This is a genomic window from Pseudomonas sp. M2(2023) (genome assembly GCF_030263955.1).
Classification (GTDB): Bacteria; Pseudomonadota; Gammaproteobacteria; order Pseudomonadales; family Pseudomonadaceae; genus Aquipseudomonas; species Aquipseudomonas asiatica.
Map to the genome: position 1 here is coordinate 5189792 of NZ_CP127114.1, position 21962 is coordinate 5211753.

Here is a 21962-nt window from a genome sequence, read left to right on the forward strand (position 1 = left end):
CGAATCTTATTGTTGGCATGGCCGTCGTGGCCAATGCGTCATATCGGAGAGGGATGCTAACGCATGGCGGCTCGGGGACCTAGAGCCGGGGGGGACTTTGTTGGCCAAAATCGGTGGGAGCCCTGAAAAGCTTCGCGGGCACGCCCGCTCCCACAGGTACAGCGCATGCCTCAAAGGCTGTGAAGTACCCTGTGGGAGCGGGCGTGCCCGCGAATAGGCCCTGTCAGGCGCCGACGAGTGCCGGTTGGCCTTCATTCTCCGGATGCAACGGCAACAGCGGCGAATGCGGGTCGTTCTTGATCGACGCACGCCACACGTCGATCCACGCCGCATTGTGCTCGGCCCAGACCTGCTCGTGCAGGCGGGTCAGCGCCACCGGGTCGCTGAGCAGGGCCAGGCGGGTATTGAGGTCCAGCCCTTTCGGCCCTACCTCCATCGCCTTGGCCACGCGCTCGGCGCGCAGTGCCTCGATCGGCGCTGCCTGACCATGACGGGCAGTGGCCATGGCGCAGGCCAAGGCGTTCTGCCGCGGGTCGACCACAGCCCGTACGAAGCCGTCATGCAGGGCATGCCAGCGGTTTTCGTGGGTGTACTGGTCGGTGGCCAGCAGCTCCTGCGGAGTGGCGTATTCCTCGGGGATGAGGAACAGCTTCTCGTCCTTGGCCGCCAGGCCCAGGCGGGTACGGCTGGAGATCACCGAAACCGGGATCGACAGCACCAGCGAACCAACGATTGGCGCCAGCCACCACAGGAAGCTCGGGTTCAGCCAGGCCACCAGCGCCGCCCAGGCAATACCCAGCAGGGTCTGCGGGCCGTGGCGGCGCACTGCTTCGCTCCAAGGCGTGGAGTCGTCGTCACGCTGCGGCGAGTTCCAGGTCGCGGCCCAGCCCAGGAACGCGGCCAGCACGAAGCGGGTGTGGAAGATCATGCGCACCGGTGCCAGCAGCATGGAGAACAGCATCTCCATCAGCATCGACAGGGTGACCTTGATGCGCCCGCCAAACTCTGTCGCGCCCTTGGCCCAGATCAGGATGACGCTGAGCAGCTTGGGCAGGAACAGCAGCACGATGGTGGTGGAGAACAGCGCCACGGCCTTCTCCGGGTGCCACTGCGGCCACAGCGGGTAGAGCTGGTACGGTTCGATGAAGTACTGCGGCTCCATCAGCGTGTTGGTGGCCAGCAGCGCGGTCGACAGCACCAGGAACAGGAACCACAGCGGTGCCGACAGGTACGACATCACACCGGTGAGGAACACCGCACGGTGCACCGGGTGCATGCCCTTGACCAGGAACAGGCGGAAGTTCATCAGGTTGCCGTGGCACCAGCGGCGGTCGCGCTTGAGCTCATCGAGCAGGTTCGGCGGCAGTTCTTCGTAGCTGCCCGGCAGGTCGTAGGCAATCCACACGCCCCAGCCGGCACGGCGCATCAGCGCGGCTTCGACGAAGTCGTGGGAGAGGATTGCACCGGCGAACGCACCCTTGCCCGGCAATGGCGCCAGGGCGCAGTGCTCGATGAACGGCTTCATGCGGATGATCGCGTTGTGGCCCCAGTAGTGCGACTCGCCTAGCTGCCAGAAGTGCAGGCCGGCGGTGAACAGCGGGCCGTACACGCGGGTGGCGAACTGCTGCAGGCGCGCATACAGGGTGTCCATGCCCGAGGCCTTCGGCCCGGTCTGGATGATGCCGGCGTCCGGGTTGGCCTCCATCAGGCGCACCAGGCTGCTCAGGCACTCGCCGCTCATGACGCTGTCGGCGTCGAGTACGACCATGTACTTGTATTCGCCGCCCCAACGACGGCAGAAGTCGTCGAGGTTGCCACTCTTGCGCTTCACCCGGCGCCGACGACGACGGTAGAAGATGCGGCCGAAGCCTTTGGTTTCGCGGCACACGTCCAGCCAGGCCTGTTGCTCGGCAACGGCGATGTCGGTGTCGTTGGTGTCGCTGAGCACAAAGAAGTCGAAGCGATCGAGGTTGCCGCTGGCGGCCACCGACTCGAACGTTGCGCGCAGGCCGGCGAACACGCGCGGCACGTCTTCGTTGCAGATCGGCATCACCAGCGCGGTACGCGCCTCGGGCGCGATCGGCTCGTTGCCTGCACTGCTACCCGAAATCTTGTACTTGTCGCGCCCGGTGAGCAGCTCGAGGAAGCCCATCAGCGCAGTCCAGAAGCCCGCCGATACCCAGCAGAACAGGATGCCGAAGAGAACCAGGATGGACGTCTGCAAGGCATACGGCCAAACCTGCACCACGGTGTCCCACAGCGGCTGGTTGACGACTTCGTCAAAGTCCACGAACGACCAGCCCTGGTACGGCAGGATGCCCTTCATGTACCAGCCGGCAACGATGGTCTGGCCGATCATCAGCGCCAGCAGGATGTAACGGCGGATCGAACCGACCGTACGCCAGCGGGCTGGCGGCAGCTCGCGCTTGGGCGGCTGCGGGGCGTTGGTGCGGCCAGTCATGCGCCGCCACATGCGGATCAGCACGTTGGTACGCCATGGCTCGGGCACGACCTTGGTGCGCTTGATCGGCGGGGCGATCTTCAGGCACAGGCGGCCGCTGCCGTCGACACCAAGCATTTCGGCGTCTTCCAGCTCGGCGGCGCTGCCTACGGTCAGGCGCGGGCCCACCGAGGCCTGCACGGCCTCGGCAGAGCTGGCGGCCGGGTTGGCCGCCAGGCGTTGGTGCAGCTCACTGAATGACGTGCAGCTGGCGAGTTCCGCCCGTTGCTCGTCGCTCAGTGGTAGGTGGGCCAGGTACTCGCGAAGCGATTCCGGCCTTGCGCTTGAGTTACTCATCGGCAGGCAACTGATAGCTCCAGGTCTCGGTCAGCACCTTCTCGGTGGTGGCCGGGGTCCCGTTGGTGGGCGCCGCATCGGCGGCAGGTTGTTCGGCCTTGGCGGCTTTCTCGGCCTTGGCTTGCTTGGCTGCAGCCTTGTCCTGCTTGGCGTCCTTGGCAGGCTTGGCGGCTTCGACCGGCACGTCACGCACAAGCGCGGCACGCATTTCGGTCGATTTGTTGGCTTCCTTGACCTTCAAACGCAGGGTCAGGCGCCAGCCCTTGGTCTCAGGGTTATAGCGCAGGTTGTTCTCGACCACCTCGGCATTGTCGCCCACGCTGATCTGGCTGCGCACGGCGGTGTCTTCCGGCAGGGCGGCCAGCGCCGGGCCGGCGAAGTCGACCAGGAAGGCCACGCTGCCGTCTGGCTGGCGGATCAGGTTGGATTGCTTGACGTCGCCGGTGGAACGCAGGGTCTGCTTGACCCAGCCCAGCTCGGGAGCCTGGAACTTCGGCTCGTCGATGGTCCAGTGCAGGCGGTACGCGTACTCGAATGGCTTGCCTGGCTCAGGCAGCTTTTCCGGGCTCCAGAAGGCCACGATGTTGTCATTGGTCTCGTCGGCAGTCGGGATTTCGACCAGGTCGACGGTGCCCTTGCCCCAGTCCCCCTTCGGCTCGATCCAGGCGCTCGGGCGCTTCTGGTAGTTGTCGTCGAGGTCTTCGTAGTCGCTGAAGGCGCGCTGGCGCTGCATCAGGCCGAAACCACGCGGGTTCTCGACGCTGAAGTTGCTCACGGCCAGGTGTTTCGGGTTGTTCAGCGGGCGCCACAGCCATTCGCCGTTGCCGGCATGGATCGACAGGCCTTCGGAGTCGTGCAGGGCCGGACGGTAGTTGAGGACCTTGGACGGCTGGTTGGGGCCGAACAGGTACATGCTGGTCAGCGGGGCAATGCCCAGGCGGCTGACATGGTCACGCAGGAACACGCGGGACTGCACGTCGACCACGGTATCGTTGCCTGGGCGCAGGGTCAGCTTGTAGGCGCCGGTGGAACGCGGCGAGTCCAGCAGGGCGTAGATGACCAGGTGCTTGTCGGCCGGCTTGGGCTTCTCGACCCAGAACTCGGTAAAGCGCGGGAACTCCTCGCCCGACGGCAGTGCGGTGTCGATGGCCAGGCCACGGGCCGACAGGCCATACACATGGCCCTTGCCGACCACGCGGAAGTAGCTGGCGCCAAGCAGGGTCATGATCTCGTCCTGCTTGTCGGCCTTGTTGATCGGGTACAGCACGCGGAAACCGGCGTAACCCAGGTTCTTGGTGGTTTCCGGGTCGTGTGGCACGTCACCGAACTCGAAACGGCTCGGGTCGTACTTGATTTCCTCGACCTTGGTGGCGGTGACCTCGTTGATCTTCACCGGGGTATCGAAGTGCATGCCCTGGTGATAGAACGACAGCTTGAACGGGGTCTTGTCCTTGGCCCACTCGGCCTTTTCCTGCAGGAAATGAATCTTCTGGTAGTCCGCGAACTTCATGTCGCGGAATACGGCCGGCAGGTTGCTTTTCGGTGCTTCGTACTTCTGGCCGGCCAGATCCTTTGCCTTGGCTGCAACATCGTCAAGATTGAATGCCCACAGCTGGCCCGCGCTCATCAGGCCGACCAGTGCAACACTGGCCATCAGGGCCTTGCGCAGCCCGGTACCGGGGATTCTTGATGCTTTTTGGGGACTAACAATCACGAGCAACCCTCGCCGAAAACAGATCATGAAACCAACGGCCAGCGACAAATGCCGGGTTGGCGAGCACTGTTCGGACCCCGTGAGGGCGTAATGATTCCCCAAACGGATCCAGACAATACTCGAGTCAGAGTGAAACGAACCTGCGAACGCAGGTCCATGCAGCGCGCGATTATCCAGCAGGTCGCGTGACAACGCATCAGGCTGGAACAACTATTTATCGTACAAAACCCCTTGTTTTCCTGTGAACAAGGGGTTTTTTAACCTCATATTTGTAACATAAATGTTACGGGGCCATCATTGACCAGGTGCACCTGCATGTCTGCGCCGAATTGCCCGCTTGCCACATCAGCGTGCCGGGCCTTCGCCTGCTGCAAAAGATAGTCGAACAACTCGGCGCCGAGGGCCGGTGGCGCTGCCGTCGAGAAGCTCGGGCGCATGCCGTTGCGGGTGTCTGCCGCCAGGGTGAATTGCGACACCAGCAACAAACCTCCCCCGACATCCTTGAGCGACAGGTTCATCTTGCCCTGCTCGTCGCTGAACACCCGGTAGTTCAACAACTTGTGCAACAGCTTGTCGGCCTGCTCACGGGAATCTTCAGGCTCGACGGCCACCAGCACCAGCAAACCCTGGTCGATGGCACCCACTACCTCCCCCGCTACTTCCACCCGCGCACCACGCACGCGCTGCAGCAGGCCCCTCATGCTTCTTCCAGGGGCAGGTCGAGCAGGCGCCGGGCCATCTGGTCGGCGGCACGCACCAGGGCATCGGTGATGCCCGGCTCGGAAGCCGCGTGGCCAGCGTCACGGATCACCTTCAGTTCGCTGTTCGGCCAGGCCTGGTGCAGCGCCCAGGCGTTGTCCAGCGGGCAGATCACATCATAGCGGCCATGCACGATCACGGCCGGCAGGTGGGCGATCTTCGGCAGGTCGCGGATCAGCTGGTCCGGCTCGAGGAAGGCGTTGTTCATGAAGTAGTGGCATTCGATACGGGCGATCGACAGTGCACGCTGCGGCTCGGAGAAGCGGTCGACCACCAGCGGATTGGGGCGCAGGGTGGCGGTACGGCCTTCCCAGGTGGACCAGGCCTTGGCCGCGTGCATCTGGGCAATCTGGTCGTTGCCGGTCAGGCGCTTGTGGAAGGCCGTGACCAGGTCACCGCGCTCCTCCGGCGGGATCGGCGCGATGTAGTCCTGCCAGTAATCGGGGAACAGGCGGCTGGCGCCTTCCTGGTAGAACCATTGGATTTCCTGGGGCCTGCACAGGAAGATGCCGCGCAGGATCAGGCCATGCACCCGCTCGGGGTGGGTCTGGGCGTAGGCCAGCGCCAGGGTGGAGCCCCACGAGCCGCCGAACAGCACCCACTTGTCGATGCCAAGGTGCTCGCGGATGCGCTCGAGGTCCTCGACCAGGTGCCAGGTGGTGTTGTTCTCCAGGCTCGCGTGCGGCGTGGAACGGCCACAGCCGCGCTGGTCGAAGGTGATGATGCGGTACAGGGTCGGGTCGAAGTAGCAGCGGCTCTGGGCGTCGCAACCGGCTCCCGGGCCGCCGTGGATGAATACCACCGGCAGACCTTCTGGCGAGCCGCTTTCGTCGACATACAGCACATGCGGCGCTTCCACGGCCAGATCGTGCCGGGCGTAGGGTTTGATCTGCGGGTACAGGGTCTGCATTGCGCACTCCGTGTGAGGATTATTCGGCCGTGGGCCATCATAAACCTGAATTGCGCTTTGAGCACTGCCCGCGCTGATGCCGCCGCACCTCGAGGGCACATATATCTACCTCCAGCAGCTCAGACAGGCCCGCGATAGTCCCTCGCCCCAAATCAAGCAAGGGCTTCGCCATGCCAACTGCAGTCACTGCCGTACCTAGTGTTCATTACGCCACCATCGAGCGCAGAATCCCCACCTGGCTCAAGCAGGCTCCGCCAGAAACCCAGAGCGCGATGCGCAACTGGCATCAAGCCCCTGCCTGGCTGTCGACGGCAATCCAGCAACAACCGGAAGTCGCCAAGGCATGGCAGGAAGAGCACGCACGTCACCGCGAGCACCAGGTGCAGGTGCACAAGCTGTTCGAAAAGCTTCCAACCCTGGAAGCGTACGCCACCAAGACACTCACCGAAGCCATCAAGCAGCGATTCAGGCTTGACCTGGACGTGCGCAACACCTACCTCGTCGATGCCCGCCAGATCGAAACGACCAATGCCATCGACAGCCGCCAGGCCGTCGACCGGGCTACACGCTCGCTGCTGCACTGCGCCTTGCACAACTTCGACCAGGATGCCGCTGCCGAACATGGCATGGACGCGCCCGCCTCCCTGCTCAAGAGGTCGGTCATAGTCGATCACCGGCGCTTCATGGGCACCGTGCCGATCAACAATGCACTGGATATCGCCGCCGAAGATTTCGCCGACTTGTGTCGTACGCTGGATATCGGCGGCAAATACCATCAACAGGTACATGCCATCTACTATCCAGCGGCCACGCCGCCACTCGGCGCGGATGAAGCCGCACTGGCCGTTTATGAAACACTGGGGCGTGCAGAGGTATCGGCATTCCGGCAATCACTGCATTTCGCCCGCCTCAAGGGGGATATCAGCGAGGCGCTATATTCCGCCGCTCTTGCCACGCCACTTGACCAGGCGCCATCGCCCTCTTCGCCGGTGACGTTCAGCCTGCTCGACTTGTGGGAAGCCGAGCTGACCGGCGTTGTGCTCATCACCCTGCAAGCTGAAGAGCATCACGCAGTGGCGCTGTACATCCCCGAAGACAGCACCACGCCCCTCAAGGAATTCGCCAGCCAGGAAGCCATGAACGAAGAGTTGCGCGACAGGCTCCAGGCCGATATCGGCTACCTGGACAGGCACCTCGCCGACCGCGACAAGGCGCCGATAACCACCCGTCTGAAGGATCGGCTAATGCCCCTGGCCTGGAGTGCCCGCGGCCTGCATGAGCGTGTTCCGGATCCGCACGCCACCCTGTATCCGGTCAAAAAGCCTTTCAGCCACGCCTTCCAGGGCGTGATGACGTTCCAGAAGACCCAGCGTCATGAGAAGGATGTGCTGTTCCACGCCACGCCAACCGAAATCGTCGATCGGCGCACCGCCCAAGCCCACCGAGAGCTGATTGCCGGCCGTGTGCTCACGGCCTTGAACATCGCCGGCTTCTTCGTGCCAGGGCTTGGCGAGGCAATGCTTGCTGTTTGCCTGGCCCAGCTGGCCCATGAGGTGTATGAAGGGATCGACGCCTGGGAAAACGACGAACGTGATACTGCCTATGGCTATCTGGTCGATGTGATCGAAAACGTGGCCATCATGGCCGCCCTCAGCGCAGCAGCCAAAGCTTTGAGAGGCTTGCACGGCAGCGAAACCGGCACGTCGCTGGAAGGGCCGGAGATTGAAGAGCCAGAGGATGAGGAGCCAGGGATAACCCGTATTCCGGTAGAAACGCCTTCATTCATCGAAGAACTGGAAGACGTGGAAACATCCGATGGTCAGACGCGGTTGTGGAAACCCGACCTCACGCCCTACCGGAGTCACGAGACGCTGCCCCATGACCTGGTACCGGACGAACTGGGCCTACGGCATCACCAAGGCAAACGCTGGCTGGTACTGCAGGGCAATCAGTACATCGTCAGCCAAACGCCAACGACTGGCGAATATCGTTTGCAACACCCTGCAAGTCCTCGCCGTTACCAGCCGCCAGTGCGGCACAACGGTGCCGGAGCATGGTTGCACGTTACCGATAAGCCACTGAGTTGGTCGGGCATGACACTCCTGCGCCGCATCGGCCACTTGAGTGGGCACTTCGACGAGCCGACGCTGCAACGGATTATCGCCGTCAGCGGCGTACACGAAGACGAGCTGCGCCGCGCCCTGGCCGAAAGCCAGCGGCTGCCGGCCTTGCTGGAAGACACCCTGCAACGTTTCAAGCTGGACGAAACGGTCCGCCAGCTGGCGGACGAGAGCACTCGGCCCGCTGAGTTTGCCAGGGCCTACGCCGGCCTTTCGCGCGACCTGGCGCCGGGCGCCGAGGCCATCCAGAGGGCGTATCCGAAATTGCCGTCAGCAGTCGCCAATGAGCTGGCGCGCGAGGCCAGTGCCAACGAACTGCAGATACTCGACAACGGCAAGGTACCACTGCGCCTTGCCGAAGAGGCCCGCATCTACCAGCAACAAATTCGCCTTGCCCGCGCCTGCGAAGGGCTGTACCTGTCCAGCGTGCCGAACTGGGATAGCGACCTGTTGATCGTGCATACGCTCGAACGCTTGCCAGGCTGGCCTGCACAGACCAGGCTCCGGCTGCTCCAGCGCATGTCCTGGCCGACCCAGGATCATGCCATAGGCACACTGGACACCCGCCCATTCAAGACCATCACCCATGCCCAGGCAGGGTACATCGTCCACGACGAAAGCCTGCCCAGCGCGGCGGTCAAGGTGTATTCAAGCCTTTACGCTGCATTGTACGAGGCACTGCCAGCGGCCATGGCAAGCATGGACGTCGCCGATCAGCAAGCGCTGCAGCGCCTTGTACAGGAAAGCCCGTTGCTGCCTCGCCCGGCCTTGAGGGTGCTGCTGGGCATGCAGCCCGTACGCCCAGGCTACCGTTCTCCCATGCGCCTGGCTGATGGCCGCCTGGGCTACCCACTCAGTGGCGGCGGCCCGGCCACCCATGGCATAACCCGCCAGCAGCTGTTCGAAGCTATCGAAGCCACAGGGCTCGCCGAACGCACCGGCCGCTCGGCGGCTCAGGTTCTGCAGGCACTTGCCAGCCGCGGCCGTACGCAACTGCAGATATTCGAACATTTGCAGACACTACTGGAGCAGCGCAACGAGCTGCAAAGCAGCCTGGACGATTGGAGTGAAGCCATTTCGCCGGCAAGCGACCAAGCAGCACAGGACTACGACAGCCTGCGTGACTCGATCATGCAACACTGGTACGACACTGCGCTGGACGAGAGCACCGGGCCCACCACGGAACTGCGTATCGCCCGCGTCCCCCTTGCCGATGTGCCCCTCACCTTGCCCGCTTTTTTCAACGCACGCGTGCGCAGCCTGAGCCTGATCGACTTACCGTCAGGGTCCTTGGCGGGCTGGGCGCAAAACGAGCGCCTGCTGCAACGCCTGCTCAGGCAGATGCCGCAGATCGAGTCGCTGGAAATCAGCCGTCCGTTTGACCCCAGGGCAACGCCCTCGCCCTTCCTGTTCAGCGTGCCCACCATCACCGAGTGCCTGCCAGGCTTGCAACGACTGGTGCTCACCAACCAGAACATGGCGCTCTCCGAAAGCGACCTGAACCTGCTGTCAGGGCTTCGCCAATTGAGATACCTGGACCTGAGTGGTAACCGGCTGGCGCAGAGCAACAGGCCAAGTTTCCATGAGTTGACCCTGGACTACCTGGGCCTGGACCAGATGCAGCTGGCCCAATGGCCGATCGGGATTGGCAGCGACGCCCTGGCGCGCATTGCCCACCTGTCGTTGCGCCACAACAATCTCAGGTCTTTGCCCTCGTTCCTGCTTCATGAAGCGGACATGCTGACCACCCCACCGGTGATCTCGCTGGAAGGCAACAGCATCAATGAATCTCACCTGCAGCGATTGTTGCTGAACGAGCGCGTCGACACCTCGGGCATCACCACGGACCAGCCAGAGGCAATGTCCGAACAACTCGCACGCATTCGCGATGAGCGACGGCAGATGCGCGATGCGATCGATGGCTGGGCCCAGGCATCCAGTTCGAGCAACCCATTGACCCAGGCCGCACTGACGGACAGGCAACGTATCGCGTCAGCGATCGATCAATTCTGGGAACAACAGGAGCAGGGCCAGTCATACCTGCGCCTGCAACTCGAGGACGTGGCCATCGAGCATTTCCCCAGGCGGCTTCCAGCGTTCTTCGGCGCCCGCGTACACGCGCTCAGCCTGACGCGGTTGCGGGGCAGCGCCTCGCAGCTCGACGAACTACTCAGCCGGTTCCCTAACATCAGCCGGTTGACCATCGATGCACACCAGGCCGCCATGCCCTCGCTGGCATCTGCCCTGGCTCGCCTTCCCCAACTCACCTACCTGGAGTTTCGCAACATGGGGCTGGAGGTCGACCAGGCCATGATGGACATTTTCGCAGGGCTGCGAAACCTGACCTCGCTGGACCTGTCGGGCAACCGTGCAGGCAACATCGACCATGTGCCCGCATCGCTGGCCAGCAACCTGCAGTCACTCGCATTGACCAACATGAACCTCCAAGCCTGGCCCAGCTGGTGTGACAGTTTGCTGCCATTGGAACTTCTGGACCTGAGCTCGAACAACATCACCCAGTTGCCCGAGCACATCCTGACGAACCTGAACAATCCCATGCCAATCTCGTCGATCGCCTTGTTCGACAACCCGCTGCCTCCTGAAACCATCCTGCGGGTACGCAGCTTCTCGGACAGCCAGCACAGCTATTCCTTTGCCCTGGATATCCCCGACGACCTGATGTTCTTCGATACTTCCAGCGAAGGATCTCTCGACCACCTTCACTTCCCACTGCTGGGCGATGATACGCCCAGGCTGAAGGACTGGATGCTGGGTAGCGAAGCACAGAATGCCGCATTGCAGGACTGCTGGGAGCGGCTCGAAGGTAGTGATCTGTTGCGTCTGGTGGGCCGTTTGCACAATGCCGCCCCATACCTTGACCCAAATACGCAAGCCACCTTCTGCGAACGGGTGCGCTTGATGCTGGTGGTGGCTGCAAGCAACGAAACCGAACGCCCGATCATGGAGAGCATCGCCGCAGCGGCATTGCCAGACCCGGTAACCGGCTCGCAGACCTGCCATGACGGAGCGCTGCAGGAGTTCAACAATATTGAACTGTACCTGATGAGCCAACGCCTGTTGGTCGACGCCGGCGATTCCCTGCAAGCACTGCGTCGTCGGCTATTGCAGCTTTTCCGGATCGAACAGCTGGAGCTGCTGGCCAACCAACGGACTGGCCCGGGTGACCTGGTCTCGGTACGTCTGGCCTACCGCCGGGAACTGGCCAGGGAACTGGACCTGCCGATCGCCGATAGCATGCGTTTTCGAGGTGCTGCGAACCTGGCGCGGGACGAGCTATCCAGTGTGCTGGAAAAGGTTCGGAAAAGTGAACTGAGCGATGCACTGGTCGGATACATGCTGGCGAATACGGATTGGACCACGCGTCTGCGAGCCGAATTTGCCGACCGCTTCGCCGAAATAGAAGCACGTTTCCGCCTGCGGGTGCTTGAGCTGGCAAGCAAGGACCACTCGCTTCAGGACGAGTTGAACTTGCAGCAAGGCCTGCAAGATGACAAGGAGCAGGAAGAGAAGGAGCTACTGCGCGAACTTACCATCAAGCAGATCAACAACAACTGAGCAGTAGTGACTGGCGACGCGAACAACCTGCATCGCGTCGCCATTCTTACTGGCGAACTTCACCGCCCGTAATGCGCCTTGCCCCAGTCCAGCACTGCCTGCAGAAGCTGCTTCAACACCTCCTGTGTCGGCCGTGCCAGGTCTTCGCGGTAAGCGAACGGCTCGGCTTCTTCCATGTAAGTGCTCTGCGCCAGCTCCAGCTGCACCGCATGGATGTGGTTGGCCGGATCGCCGTAATGCCGGGTGATATGCCCGCCCTTGAAGCGGCCATTGAGCACGTGGCTGTAACCTTGGGCCTGGGCGCACACCTCTTTCAGCCGTTCGGCCAGGGCCGGGTCGCAGCTGGCGCCGTTGAAGGTACCCAGGTTGAAGTCCGGCAGCTTGCCGTCGAACAGGTGCGGGATCAGCGAACGGATCGAATGGGCGTCCCACAGCAGGGCGTAGCCGAACTGCTCGCGCAGCCGCGCCAGCTCGCGACGAATCGTGTCGTGGTAGGGGCGCCAGATCTGCTCCAGATACTGCTTGCGCTCCTCGCCTGTCGGCACCAGCCCGTCCTTGAACAATGGCTCGCCATCGAACAGCGTGGCCGGGTACAGGCCAGTGGTGGCACCGGCGTACAACGGCTTGTCGTCATCCGGCCGATTCAGGTCGATGACGAAGCGCGAATACTCCGCCGCCACCACGCTGGCGCCCATTTCACGGGCAAAGTCATACAGCCGTGGAATATGCCAGTCGGTGTCCGGCAGGCTGCGCGCCTGGTCGACCAGGCCGTCTCTTACCGCCGGCGACAGTTGCAGGCCGGCATGGGGCATGCTGATCAGCAGCGGCAGGCGCCCCTGGTGAAAACTCAGTACCTTGTCCATCGTGCCTCACTCAGTTGGAAATCTCGTGGCCCTTGCGCACCACGCGCTTGGGCAGGTCGCCGCCCAGCCAGTAGGCCAGGTCGGCGGGGCGTTCGATCTGCCAGGCGACGAAGTCCGCGACCTTGCCCACTTCCAGCGAGCCGTGGCTGTCGCCCAGGCCCAACGCAGTGGCGGCGTGCACGGTGACACCGGCCAGGGCTTCTTCCGGGGTCATGCGGAAGCAGGTGCAGCCCATGTTCAGCATCAGCCGCAGCGACAACCCTGGCGAGGTGCCGGGGTTGAGGTCGCTGGCCAGGGCAATCTTCACGCCGTGGCGGCGCAAGGCGTCCATCGGCGGCAGCTGGGTTTCGCGCAGGAAGTAGAACGCGCCCGGCAGCAGCACGGCGACCGTGCCGGCTTTTGCCATGGCAATGGCGTCTTCCTCGGTCATGAATTCCAGATGGTCAGCCGAAAGCGCCTGGTAGCGCGCAGCCAGGCTGGAGCCGTGCAGCGACGACAACTGTTCGGCGTGCAGCTTGACCGGCAGGCCCAGCTCGCGCGCCTTGATGAACAGCCGCTCGACCTGGGCCGGGGAGAACGCCAGGTGTTCGCAGAAGGCATCCACTGCGTCCACCAGGCCTTCGGCGGCCAGGGCCGGCAGCATTTCATCGCAGATGTGCGCGATGTAGTCGTCAGCCCGGCCGACGTATTCCGGCGGCAAGGCATGGGCTGCCAGGCAGGTGGCGCGCACCGCCAGAGGCAACTCGTCGGCCAGGCGCCGGGCCACACGCAGCATCTTGCGCTCGTTGGCCAGGTCCAGGCCGTAGCCTGACTTGACCTCGATGGTGGTCACGCCATCGCGCATCAACGCCTGGACCCGCTGGCGAGCACTGGCGAACAGCTCGTCCTCGCTGGCCGCACGGGTGGCCCGCACGGTGCTGGCGATGCCACCGCCCTGTGCGGCGATTTCGGCATAGCTCACACCCTGCAGGCGCTGCTCGAACTCACCGCTGCGGTTGCCACCGAACACCGCGTGGGTGTGGCAGTCGATCAGCCCCGGGGTGACCCAGGCGCCGCCCAGGTCCACCGTACGCTCGGCATCGACCGACGCCAGCTCGACGCGTGGGCCGATCCACTCGATCAGCCCGGCGTTGGTGACGATGGCCGCGTCCTCGATGGCCGAGTAACGGCCCTCGGCCATGGTTGCCACATGGCAGTGCTGCCAGACGGTTCTCATACATTGACTCCTGTACTTAGCGGTGCAGCTCGGCCGGTTCCGCTACCGGTTTGCCCTGCCCTGCGCGCGGCTTGCACCACAGCAGGTAGGACGCCACCAGGAACACCACCCAGACCACGCCGACGAGCAGTGCCGCCTGGGTATCCGGGAAGTAACCGAGCACGCCAAAGATGAACACCATGAACGCAATGGCCATGGCCGGGCCGTAAGGCCAGAACGGTACCGGGAACTGTAGCTGGGCCACTTGTTCACGGCTCATGCTGCGGCGCATGGCCACTTGGGTGAGCAGGATCATCAGCCATACCCACACGGTGGCGAAGGTAGCGATCGAGGCGATCAGCAGGAACACGTTCTCCGGGATCAGGTAGTTGAGCAGCACGCCGATCAGCAGCGCAGCACCCATCACCACCACGGTCATCCACGGCACGCCGTGCTTCGACAGCTTGCTGAAGCCGCGCGGCGCGTGGCCTTGCTGGGCCAGGCCGTACATCATGCGGCCGGCGCCGAAGATGTCGCTGTTGATGGCCGAGATCGCGGCGGAAATCACCACGATGTTCAGCACTGCGGCGGCAGAGCCGATGCCCAGGTTACTGAAGATCTGCACGAACGGGCTGCCCTGGCTGCCGATTTGCGGCCATGGGAACAGGCACATCAGCACGAACAGGGTGAGCACGTAGAACAGCAGGATGCGCAGCGGCACGGCGTTGATCGCCTTGGGGATGACCCGCTGCGGGTCCTTGGCCTCACCGGCGGTGACGCCGATGATTTCGATACCGCCGAACGCGAACATCACCACGGCAAAGGAGGCGATCAGGCCACCCACGCCATTGGGCATGAAGCCGCCGTGGTCGAACAGGTTGCTGACACCCACGGCCTGCCCGGTGCCTACCTGGCTGAAGCCGAAGGCCATGATGCCGAGGCCGGCCAGGATCATCGCCACGATGGCGCCGACCTTGAGCAGCGACAGCCAGAATTCCATTTCGCCAAAGACCTTGACGTTGCACAGGTTGAGGCCGCCGATCAGGAAGACGATGCCCAGCACCCAGATCCAGCGGGCCACTTCCGGGAACCAGAAGCCCATGTAGATACCGAAGGCAGTGACGTCGGCGATGGCGACGATGACCATCTCGAAGGCGTAGGTCCAGCCGAGGATGAAGCCGGCCATGGGGCCGAGGTAGGTGCTGGCGTAGTGGCCGAACGAACCGGCGACCGGGTTGTGCACAGCCATTTCGCCGAGGGCGCGCATGACCATGAACACGGCGGCGCCGCCGATCAGGTAGGCCAGCAGCACAGCCGGGCCGGCCATCTGGATGGCCGAGGCGGAACCGTAGAACAGCCCGGTGCCGATGGCGGAACCGAGGGCCATGAAACGGATGTGGCGGGCACTTAGCCCGCGCTTTAGACCTTGAGCTTGTTGCATGTCACGTCCTTAAATTGTTTTTGTGGTCGTGAGATCGAGGGGGGCTGCCTTGCAGCCCAATCGCCGGCAAGCCAGCCCCCACAGAGATGGTGTGTCGCATCTCCATCTGTGGGAGCCGGCTTGCCGGCAATGAGCCGCACAGCGGCCCCTGGGGGCATTACAGGCTTGGCAGCACACCAGCCGGCAGCAGGCCGGTCAGGCGACCCTTGGCCAACAGTTCCACGGCCTTTTCGATGTCGGGCGCGAAGAAACGGTCACGGTCGTAGTGCGGCACTTCGCTGCGCAGCGCCTGGCGCGCCTGCTCCAGCTTGGCCGAGGTCTTCAGGCCCTTGCGCAGGTCCAGGCCCTGGCAGGCGCCCAGCCATTCGATGGCCAGCACGCCACGGGTGTTTTCGGCCATTTCCCACAGGCGCTTGCCGGCAGCCGGGGCCATCGACACGTGGTCTTCCTGGTTGGCCGAGGTCGGCAGGCTGTCGACGCTGTGCGGATGCGACAGGGCCTTGTTCTCGCTGGCCAGGGCAGCAGCGGTGACCTGGGCGATCATGAAGCCCGAGTTGACCCCGCCGTTTTCCACCAGGAACGGCGGCAGCTGGGACATGTGCTTGTCCATCATCAGCGAGATACGGCGCTCGCTGAGCGAACCGATTTCAGCGATGGCCAGGGCGATGTTGTCGGCGGCCATGGCCACCGGCTCGGCGTGGAAGTTACCGCCGGAAATCACGTCACCTTCGGCAGCGAACACCAGCGGGTTGTCCGACACGGCGTTGGCTTCGATGCCCAGTACCTCGGCGGCCTGGCGCAGCTGGGTCAGGCAGGCGCCCATGACCTGCGGCTGGCAGCGCAGCGAGTACGGGTCCTGAACCTTGTCGCAGTTCTTGTGCGACAGCGACACTTCGCTGGAGTCGCCCAGCAGGTCACGGAAGCAGGCAGCGGTGTCGATCTGGCCGCGCTGGCCACGCACTTCGTGGATGCGCGCATCGAACGGCGAGCGCGAGCCCAGTGCGGCTTCGACGCTCAGGCCGCCGCAGGCGATGGCAGCGGCGTACAGGTCTTCACCCTGGAACAGGCCACGCAGGGCATAGGCGGTGGACGCCTGGGTGCCGTTGAGCAGGGCCAGGCCCTCCTTGGCGGCCAGGGTCAGCGGCTCGAGGCCGGCCACGGCCAGGGCTTCGGTGGCTGGCAGCCACTGGCCCTTGTAGCGGGCCTTGCCTTCACCCAGCAGCACCAGCGACATGTGCGCCAGCGGGGCGAGGTCGCCGGAGGCGCCCACCGAACCCTTCAGCGGGATGTGCGGATAGACTTCGGCGTTGACCAGGGCAATCAGCGCGTCGATGACTTTGCGACGGATGCCGGAGAAACCACGGCTGAGGCTGTTGATCTTCAGCACCATGATCAGCCGCACCAGGGCGTCATCCAGCGGCGCGCCGACACCGGCGGCGTGGGACAGCACCAGCGAGCGCTGCAGGTTTTCCAGGTCGTGGCTGGCGATGCGGGTCGAGGCCAGCAGGCCGAAACCGGTGTTGATGCCGTAGGCGGTACGGTCTTCGGCAATGATCTGCTCGACGCAGGCAACGCTGGCGTCGATGGCCGGCGCGGCGCTGGCGTCCAGTTGCAGGCGCACGGGCGCGGCATGGATGGCGCGCAGCTGGGCCAGGGTCAGGGTGCCGGGCTTGAGGGTCAATTCGGTCACTTCACTACTCCAATCGCGTGGAGCCGCAGGCCCGTTTGTGAGTGCCTGCGTGCTCCTTCTTGTTGTTCAGTATCACCCCTCGTGGGGTGCGATCCAAAGCGTGGCGATCAGCCAGTGATCATCGGCAGGTCCAGGCCCTGCTCCTTGGCGCACTCGATGGCGATGTCGTATCCGGCATCGGCATGACGCATCACACCGGTCCCTGGGTCGTTGGTCAGCACGCGAGCGATACGCTCGGCGGCTTCGTCGGTACCGTCGCAGACGATGACCATGCCAGAGTGCTGGGAGAAGCCCATGCCCACGCCACCACCGTGGTGCAGCGAAACCCAGGTAGCACCGCCGGCGGTGTTCAGCAGGGCGTTGAGCAGCGGCCAGTCGGAGACAGCGTCGGAACCGTCGCGCATGGCTTCGGTTTCACGGTTGGGGCTGGACACCGAACCGGAGTCCAGGTGGTCACGGCCGATCACGATCGGTGCCGACAGCTCGCCGCTGCGTACCATTTCGTTGAACGCCAGGCCCAGCTTGGCGCGCAGGCCCAGGCCAACCCAGCAGATACGTGCCGGCAGGCCCTGGAAGCTGATGCGCTCGCGGGCCATGTCCAGCCAGCGGTGCAGGTGGGCGTCGTCGGGGATCAGTTCCTTGACCTTGGCGTCGGTCTTGTAGATGTCTTCGGCATCACCGGACAGCGCCGCCCAGCGGAACGGGCCGATGCCACGGCAGAACAGCGGGCGGATGTAGGCCGGCACGAAGCCCGGGAAGTCGAAGGCATTGGCCACGCCTTCTTCCTTGGCCATCTGGCGGATGTTGTTGCCATAGTCGAAGGTCGGAACACCCTGCTTCTGGAAATCGAGCATGGCTTGCACGTGCACGGCCATCGACTGCTTGGCGGCCTTGACCACTGCAGCCGGCTCGGTCTGCGCACGGTCGCGGTACTGTTCCCAGGTCCAGCCGGCTGGCAGGTAACCGTTCAGCGGGTCGTGGGCGCTGGTCTGGTCGGTGACCATGTCCGGGCGCACGCCACGCTTGACCAGCTCTGGCAGGATTTCAGCAGCGTTGCCGTGCAGGGCGATGGAGATGGCCTTGCCTTCGGCGGTGTACTTGGCAATGCGTGCCAAGGCGTCGTCGAGGTCAGTGGCCTGCTCGTCGACGTAGCGGGTTTCCAGACGGAAGTCGATGCGGCTCTGCTGGCATTCGATGTTCAGCGAGCAGGCACCGGCCAGGGTGGCGGCCAGTGGCTGGGCACCGCCCATGCCGCCCAGGCCGGCGGTCAGTACCCACTTGCCTTTCAGGCTGCCGCCGTAATGCTGGCGGCCGGCTTCGACGAAGGTTTCGTAGGTGCCTTGGACGATGCCCTGGCTGCCGATGTAGATCCAGCTGCCGGCGGTCATCTGGCCGTACATGGCCAGGCCCTTGGCGTCCAGTTCGTTGAAGTGTTCCCAGTTGGCCCAGTGCGGTACCAGGTTGGAGTTGGCGATCAGTACGCGCGGGGCGTTGCTGTGGGTCTTGAACACGCCGACCGGCTTGCCCGACTGCACCAGCAGGGTTTCGTCGTCTTCCAGGCGGGTCAGGGTCTCGACGATCTTGTCGTAGCACGCCCAGTTACGGGCAGCGCGGCCGATACCGCCGTACACCACCAGTTCTTTCGGGTTTTCCGCGACCTGTGGATCGAGGTTGTTCATCAGCATGCGCAGTGGCGCTTCGGTCAGCCAGCTTTTGGCAGTCAGCTTGTTGCCACGTGGGGCACGGATTTCAACGTCACGGTATTTGTTGTTGTCGGTCACGGGAAAGGTCCTCTGCGGTCGTCCGCGGGCGGGTATGTCGTGGTAGATATACAAACACACCTTTACTTGTATGTACAAGCATGGACAACCAAAATAATTGGACTTTTCCGCTGAGCGGCAAAAGAAATGGGGCCGCTGCGCGGCCCTTCGCGGGCTTGCCCGCTCCCACAGAGAGCTCCACTGCCTTCAAGGCGTGCGCTGTACCTGTGGGAGCGGGCAAGCCCGCGAAGGGCTGCGCAGCAGCCCCCGGCTATCTCAACGTGAAACGAGTTCGATCAGGCAGAACCGCCCCTGCACATCCAACCCCAGCAACTGGTCATTGCCCTCCAGCCGCAGGCAGTCATACAACCCCAACCGCTGCGTCTCGCGCCCGGCAATGCCAACCTCGACCTGGCTGCTGGCAGCGAACAGCAACACTGTCGACGCCGAACTGTACAAGCGGCTGGTGCCATCGAACCACTGCAACCGCGCCCGGTAGCGCTGCGGTGCGTAGATCAGGTTGAAATCGCGGATCGCCCCGCCCAGCAGCTTGCAGCTGACCTGGCTCTCGCCACTGAAGGCGAAGGCATCGAACGGCAGCAACGGCCTGCTGGCCTGGCCGTCGACCAGCAGGCGCATGCCGTCACCCTGCAGCACGGTGATGATCCGCTGGTAGCCGGCGAAGGTGGAAAACCCGCCGGACTCCTCAATATCGGCAATCGACAAGCGCCAGCCAAAGCCGTCCAGGCCTTCGCCACTGTCGCGGGTAATCTCTTCGGTGAAACCGCCACCGTTCTTCCACGGCATGCGCGGGTAGCCCTGCGCACGCAACAACTGCAGCTGACTCATTTACTGAAACGTCCTTCCAGGCGGTGACGGGAACCGGGGTGGATCAGCCGCGCGGCGGTCACCGGCTGGCGGCCGGACCAGGTGCGACGGCGGATCAGCAGGCAGGGCTCGCCCCGCTCGATCTGCAACAGGCGGCATTCTTCCGGCTCGGCCAGGATTGCCTCTACTACGTGCTCACCCTCGGTCAGCGGCGCCACCTGCGACAGGTAGGCGTATGGCGTCTGCCGGGTGAAGTCCTGCTTGAGGTAGTCGGGGGCAATCGCCGCATTGACGTAGCGGTCCTCGATCTGCACCGGCACGCCGTTCTCGAAATGCACGATCAGCGAGTGGAACACTCGCTGGCCTTCGCGCATGTCCAGGGCCAGGGCCCGCTCGGAACCGGCCGTTTCCTCGGTGAGGGTAATCACCTGGCAGCTATGCTGGTGGCCACGCGCGGCAATTTCGTCGGCGATGTTGTTGACCTCGAACAACGCCGAACGTCCCTTGGGCTCGGCCACGAAGGTACCGACCCCTTGCATGCGCACCAGCAGGCCTTCTGCGGTGAGCTCGCGCAGGGCGCGGTTGATGGTCATGCGGCTGAAGCCCAGCTCGCTGACCAGTTCGCTCTCCGAGGGCACCCGGTGATGCGGTGGCCAGCTGCCGTTGTCGATCTGCTGGATGATCATCTGTTTGACCCGGGCGTAAAGCGGAGCCGGGCCCTCGCCCATCTGGGCAACCAGCGCGGAGACAGGAGGTGTCGGCACGGCGTTGGATCCTTGTGCAAATGGAATGAGCGGTAGCTTGCCGCAGTTTACCCGGCAGGCAAACGCCTGTATATGTATATACAAGTTAACAATAACAGGATTTTCACCGATGTCCGCCTACTTCGCCGAACGCGCCCTGCTACCCACGGGCTGGGCCAGCCATGTTCGCATCGAGGTCACCAGTGATGGCCATGTGGCCCGCATCGAACCAGGTGCCTCGGCCGAAGGCGCCGAGCGGCTGGCCGGCCCGCTGCTGCCCGGCATGCCCAACCTGCACTCGCATGCCTTCCAGCGCGCCATGGCAGGGCTGGCAGAAGTCGCCGGCAACCCCAACGACAGTTTCTGGACCTGGCGCGACCTGATGTATCGCCTGGTCGGCCAGATCAGTCCAGAGCAGCTGCAGGTCATCGCCCGCCAGCTGTACATCGAAATGCTCAAGGCCGGCTATACCTCGGTCGCCGAGTTCCACTACGTGCACCATGACCAGGCCGGCAGGGCCTACGCCGATCCGGCCGAACTGTCCCACCGCATCAGCGCGGCTGCAGCCGACAGCGGCATTGGCCTGACCTTGCTGCCGGTGCTTTACAGCCACGCAGGCTTCGGCGGCCAAGCCCCGAATGACGGGCAACGGCGCTTCATAAATTCCACTGAACAGTACCTGCAACTACAAGCGCAGCTGGCCCCGCTGCTGGCCGCGCAACCCGCGCAGCAACTGGGTCTGTGCTTCCATTCGCTGCGCGCGGTGACGCCCGGGCAGATCGCCGAAGTGCTGGCAGCCAGCGACAAACAGTGCCCGGTGCATATCCATATCGCCGAGCAGCAGAAGGAAGTCAACGACTGCCTGGCCTGGAGCGGCCTGCGCCCGTTGCAGTGGCTGTACGAGCATGTAGATGTGGACCCGCGCTGGTGCCTGGTGCACGCAACCCACGCAGAGCCGGATGAAGTCACCGCCATGGCCCGCAGCGGCGCGGTAGCCGGGCTTTGCCTGACCACCGAGGCCAACCTGGGCGACGGGATTTTCCCGGCAGTGGACTACCTGGCGCAGGGTGGGCGCATGGGCATTGGTTCGGACAGCCATGTGTCGCTGAGCGTTGTGGAGGAACTGCGCTGGCTGGAATACGGCCAGCGGCTGCGCGACCAGCGGCGTAACCGCCTGTATCGCGGCGACCAGCCGATGGTCGGGCGAGCGCTGTATGACGCTGCCCTGGCGGGCGGTGCGCAGGCGCTGGGGCAGGCGGTCGGGGAACTGGCCGTGGGCAAGCGCGCCGACTGGCTGGTGCTCGATGGGCAGGACCCTTACATCGCCATGGCCGATGGGGATGCGATTCTCAACCGCTGGCTGTTTGCTGGCGGCGATCGGCAGGTGCGGGATGTGATGGTGAATGGGCAGTGGGTGGTGCGCCAGGGGCGGCATGCGCAGGAAGAGCAAAGCGCGCTGGCGTTTGCCGAGGTACTGCGGCAGCTTTTGGGCTGATCTGCCGGCAGTTCTATCGCATTCGCGGGTAAACCCGCTCCCACAGGTGAGGCGCTGAACTCAGATACTGT

General features: G+C 63.9%; 13 protein-coding genes. 2 read left to right on the forward strand and 11 right to left on the reverse strand.

Annotation, left to right across the window (positions count from 1 at the left end; translation table 11 throughout):
- Positions 1-223 precede the first annotated feature (223 nt).
- The 4 genes from mdoH to pip all read right to left on the reverse strand — a co-directional run bounded on the left by mdoH (position 224) and on the right by pip (position 6180).
- On the reverse strand, positions 224-2797 hold the full coding sequence (mdoH, locus tag QN085_RS23845; protein WP_013974553.1) for a glucans biosynthesis glucosyltransferase MdoH: 2574 nt from the start codon (positions 2795-2797) through the stop codon (positions 224-226).
- Complete coding sequence (locus QN085_RS23850; RefSeq protein ID WP_015272100.1) at positions 2790-4511, reverse strand: glucan biosynthesis protein G; 1722 nt, start codon at positions 4509-4511, stop codon at positions 2790-2792. Before QN085_RS23850 ends, mdoH begins: the two co-directional genes overlap by 8 nt.
- Before the next feature lie 263 nt (positions 4512-4774).
- Positions 4775-5212, reverse strand: a complete 438-nt coding sequence (dtd, locus tag QN085_RS23855; protein WP_013974555.1) for a D-aminoacyl-tRNA deacylase — start codon at positions 5210-5212, stop codon at positions 4775-4777.
- The gene (gene pip / locus QN085_RS23860) at positions 5209-6180 is read right to left on the reverse strand and encodes a prolyl aminopeptidase (RefSeq protein WP_013974556.1); all 972 of its coding nucleotides are present in this window, start codon (positions 6178-6180) and stop codon (positions 5209-5211) included. Before pip ends, dtd begins: the two co-directional genes overlap by 4 nt.
- A 170-nt stretch (positions 6181-6350) precedes the next feature.
- On the opposite strand from pip, the gene QN085_RS23865 reads away from it, so the two are divergent.
- The gene (locus QN085_RS23865; protein ID WP_230396974.1) at positions 6351-11876 is read left to right on the forward strand and encodes a dermonecrotic toxin domain-containing protein; all 5526 of its coding nucleotides are present in this window, start codon (positions 6351-6353) and stop codon (positions 11874-11876) included.
- A 59-nt stretch (positions 11877-11935) separates the two neighbouring features.
- On the opposite strand, the gene hutG is transcribed toward QN085_RS23865, so the two are convergent.
- The 7 genes from hutG to hutC all read right to left on the reverse strand — a co-directional run bounded on the left by hutG (position 11936) and on the right by hutC (position 20381).
- Positions 11936-12739, reverse strand: coding sequence for an N-formylglutamate deformylase (gene hutG / locus QN085_RS23870; protein WP_013974557.1), 804 nt, complete (start codon positions 12737-12739; stop codon positions 11936-11938).
- Between the two features lie 10 nt (positions 12740-12749).
- Positions 12750-13955, reverse strand: coding sequence for an imidazolonepropionase (gene hutI, locus QN085_RS23875; RefSeq protein WP_013974558.1), 1206 nt, complete (start codon positions 13953-13955; stop codon positions 12750-12752).
- A gap of 16 nt (positions 13956-13971) precedes the next feature.
- Positions 13972-15375, reverse strand: coding sequence for an L-histidine transporter HutT (locus QN085_RS23880; RefSeq protein ID WP_023663049.1), 1404 nt, complete (start codon positions 15373-15375; stop codon positions 13972-13974).
- Positions 15376-15532: 157 nt separating this feature from the next.
- A complete protein-coding gene (gene hutH / locus QN085_RS23885; protein WP_038410196.1) occupies positions 15533-17065 on the reverse strand; it encodes a histidine ammonia-lyase in 1533 nt (510 codons plus the stop codon).
- 107 nt (positions 17066-17172) lie between these two features.
- On the reverse strand, positions 17173-18846 hold the full coding sequence (hutU, locus tag QN085_RS23890) for a urocanate hydratase (RefSeq protein WP_013974561.1): 1674 nt from the start codon (positions 18844-18846) through the stop codon (positions 17173-17175).
- 255 nt (positions 18847-19101) lie between these two features.
- Positions 19102-19674, reverse strand: coding sequence for a HutD/Ves family protein (locus QN085_RS23895; RefSeq protein WP_013974562.1), 573 nt, complete (start codon positions 19672-19674; stop codon positions 19102-19104).
- Positions 19671-20381 (reverse strand): histidine utilization transcriptional repressor HutC, encoded by a 711-nt coding sequence (hutC, locus tag QN085_RS23900; protein WP_013974563.1) that lies wholly within the window; start codon positions 20379-20381, stop codon positions 19671-19673. The genes QN085_RS23895 and hutC overlap by 4 nt, the downstream gene beginning before the upstream one ends.
- A gap of 145 nt (positions 20382-20526) precedes the next feature.
- Here hutC and QN085_RS23905 point away from each other — a divergent pair, with 145 nt between their 5' ends.
- Complete coding sequence (locus QN085_RS23905) at positions 20527-21891, forward strand: formimidoylglutamate deiminase (protein ID WP_013974564.1); 1365 nt, start codon at positions 20527-20529, stop codon at positions 21889-21891.
- The last annotated feature ends 71 nt before the right edge of the window (positions 21892-21962 follow it).

What these genes read in the sequence shown, in the direction of transcription:
- mdoH (WP_013974553.1), bottom strand. Translation starts at nt 2,797, where the DNA reads ATGAGTAACTCAAGCGCAAGGCCGGAATCGCTTCGCGAGTACCTGGCC.
- dtd (WP_013974555.1), bottom strand. Translation starts at nt 5,212, where the DNA reads ATGAGGGGCCTGCTGCAGCGCGTGCGTGGTGCGCGGGTGGAAGTAGCG.
- pip (WP_013974556.1), bottom strand. Translation starts at nt 6,180, where the DNA reads ATGCAGACCCTGTACCCGCAGATCAAACCCTACGCCCGGCACGATCTG.
- QN085_RS23865 (WP_230396974.1), top strand. Translation starts at nt 6,351, where the DNA reads ATGCCAACTGCAGTCACTGCCGTACCTAGTGTTCATTACGCCACCATC.
- hutG (WP_013974557.1), bottom strand. Translation starts at nt 12,739, where the DNA reads ATGGACAAGGTACTGAGTTTTCACCAGGGGCGCCTGCCGCTGCTGATC.
- hutI (WP_013974558.1), bottom strand. Translation starts at nt 13,955, where the DNA reads ATGAGAACCGTCTGGCAGCACTGCCATGTGGCAACCATGGCCGAGGGC.
- QN085_RS23880 (WP_023663049.1), bottom strand. Translation starts at nt 15,375, where the DNA reads ATGCAACAAGCTCAAGGTCTAAAGCGCGGGCTAAGTGCCCGCCACATC.
- QN085_RS23895 (WP_013974562.1), bottom strand. Translation starts at nt 19,674, where the DNA reads ATGAGTCAGCTGCAGTTGTTGCGTGCGCAGGGCTACCCGCGCATGCCG.
- hutC (WP_013974563.1), bottom strand. Translation starts at nt 20,381, where the DNA reads ATGGGCGAGGGCCCGGCTCCGCTTTACGCCCGGGTCAAACAGATGATC.
- QN085_RS23905 (WP_013974564.1), top strand. Translation starts at nt 20,527, where the DNA reads ATGTCCGCCTACTTCGCCGAACGCGCCCTGCTACCCACGGGCTGGGCC.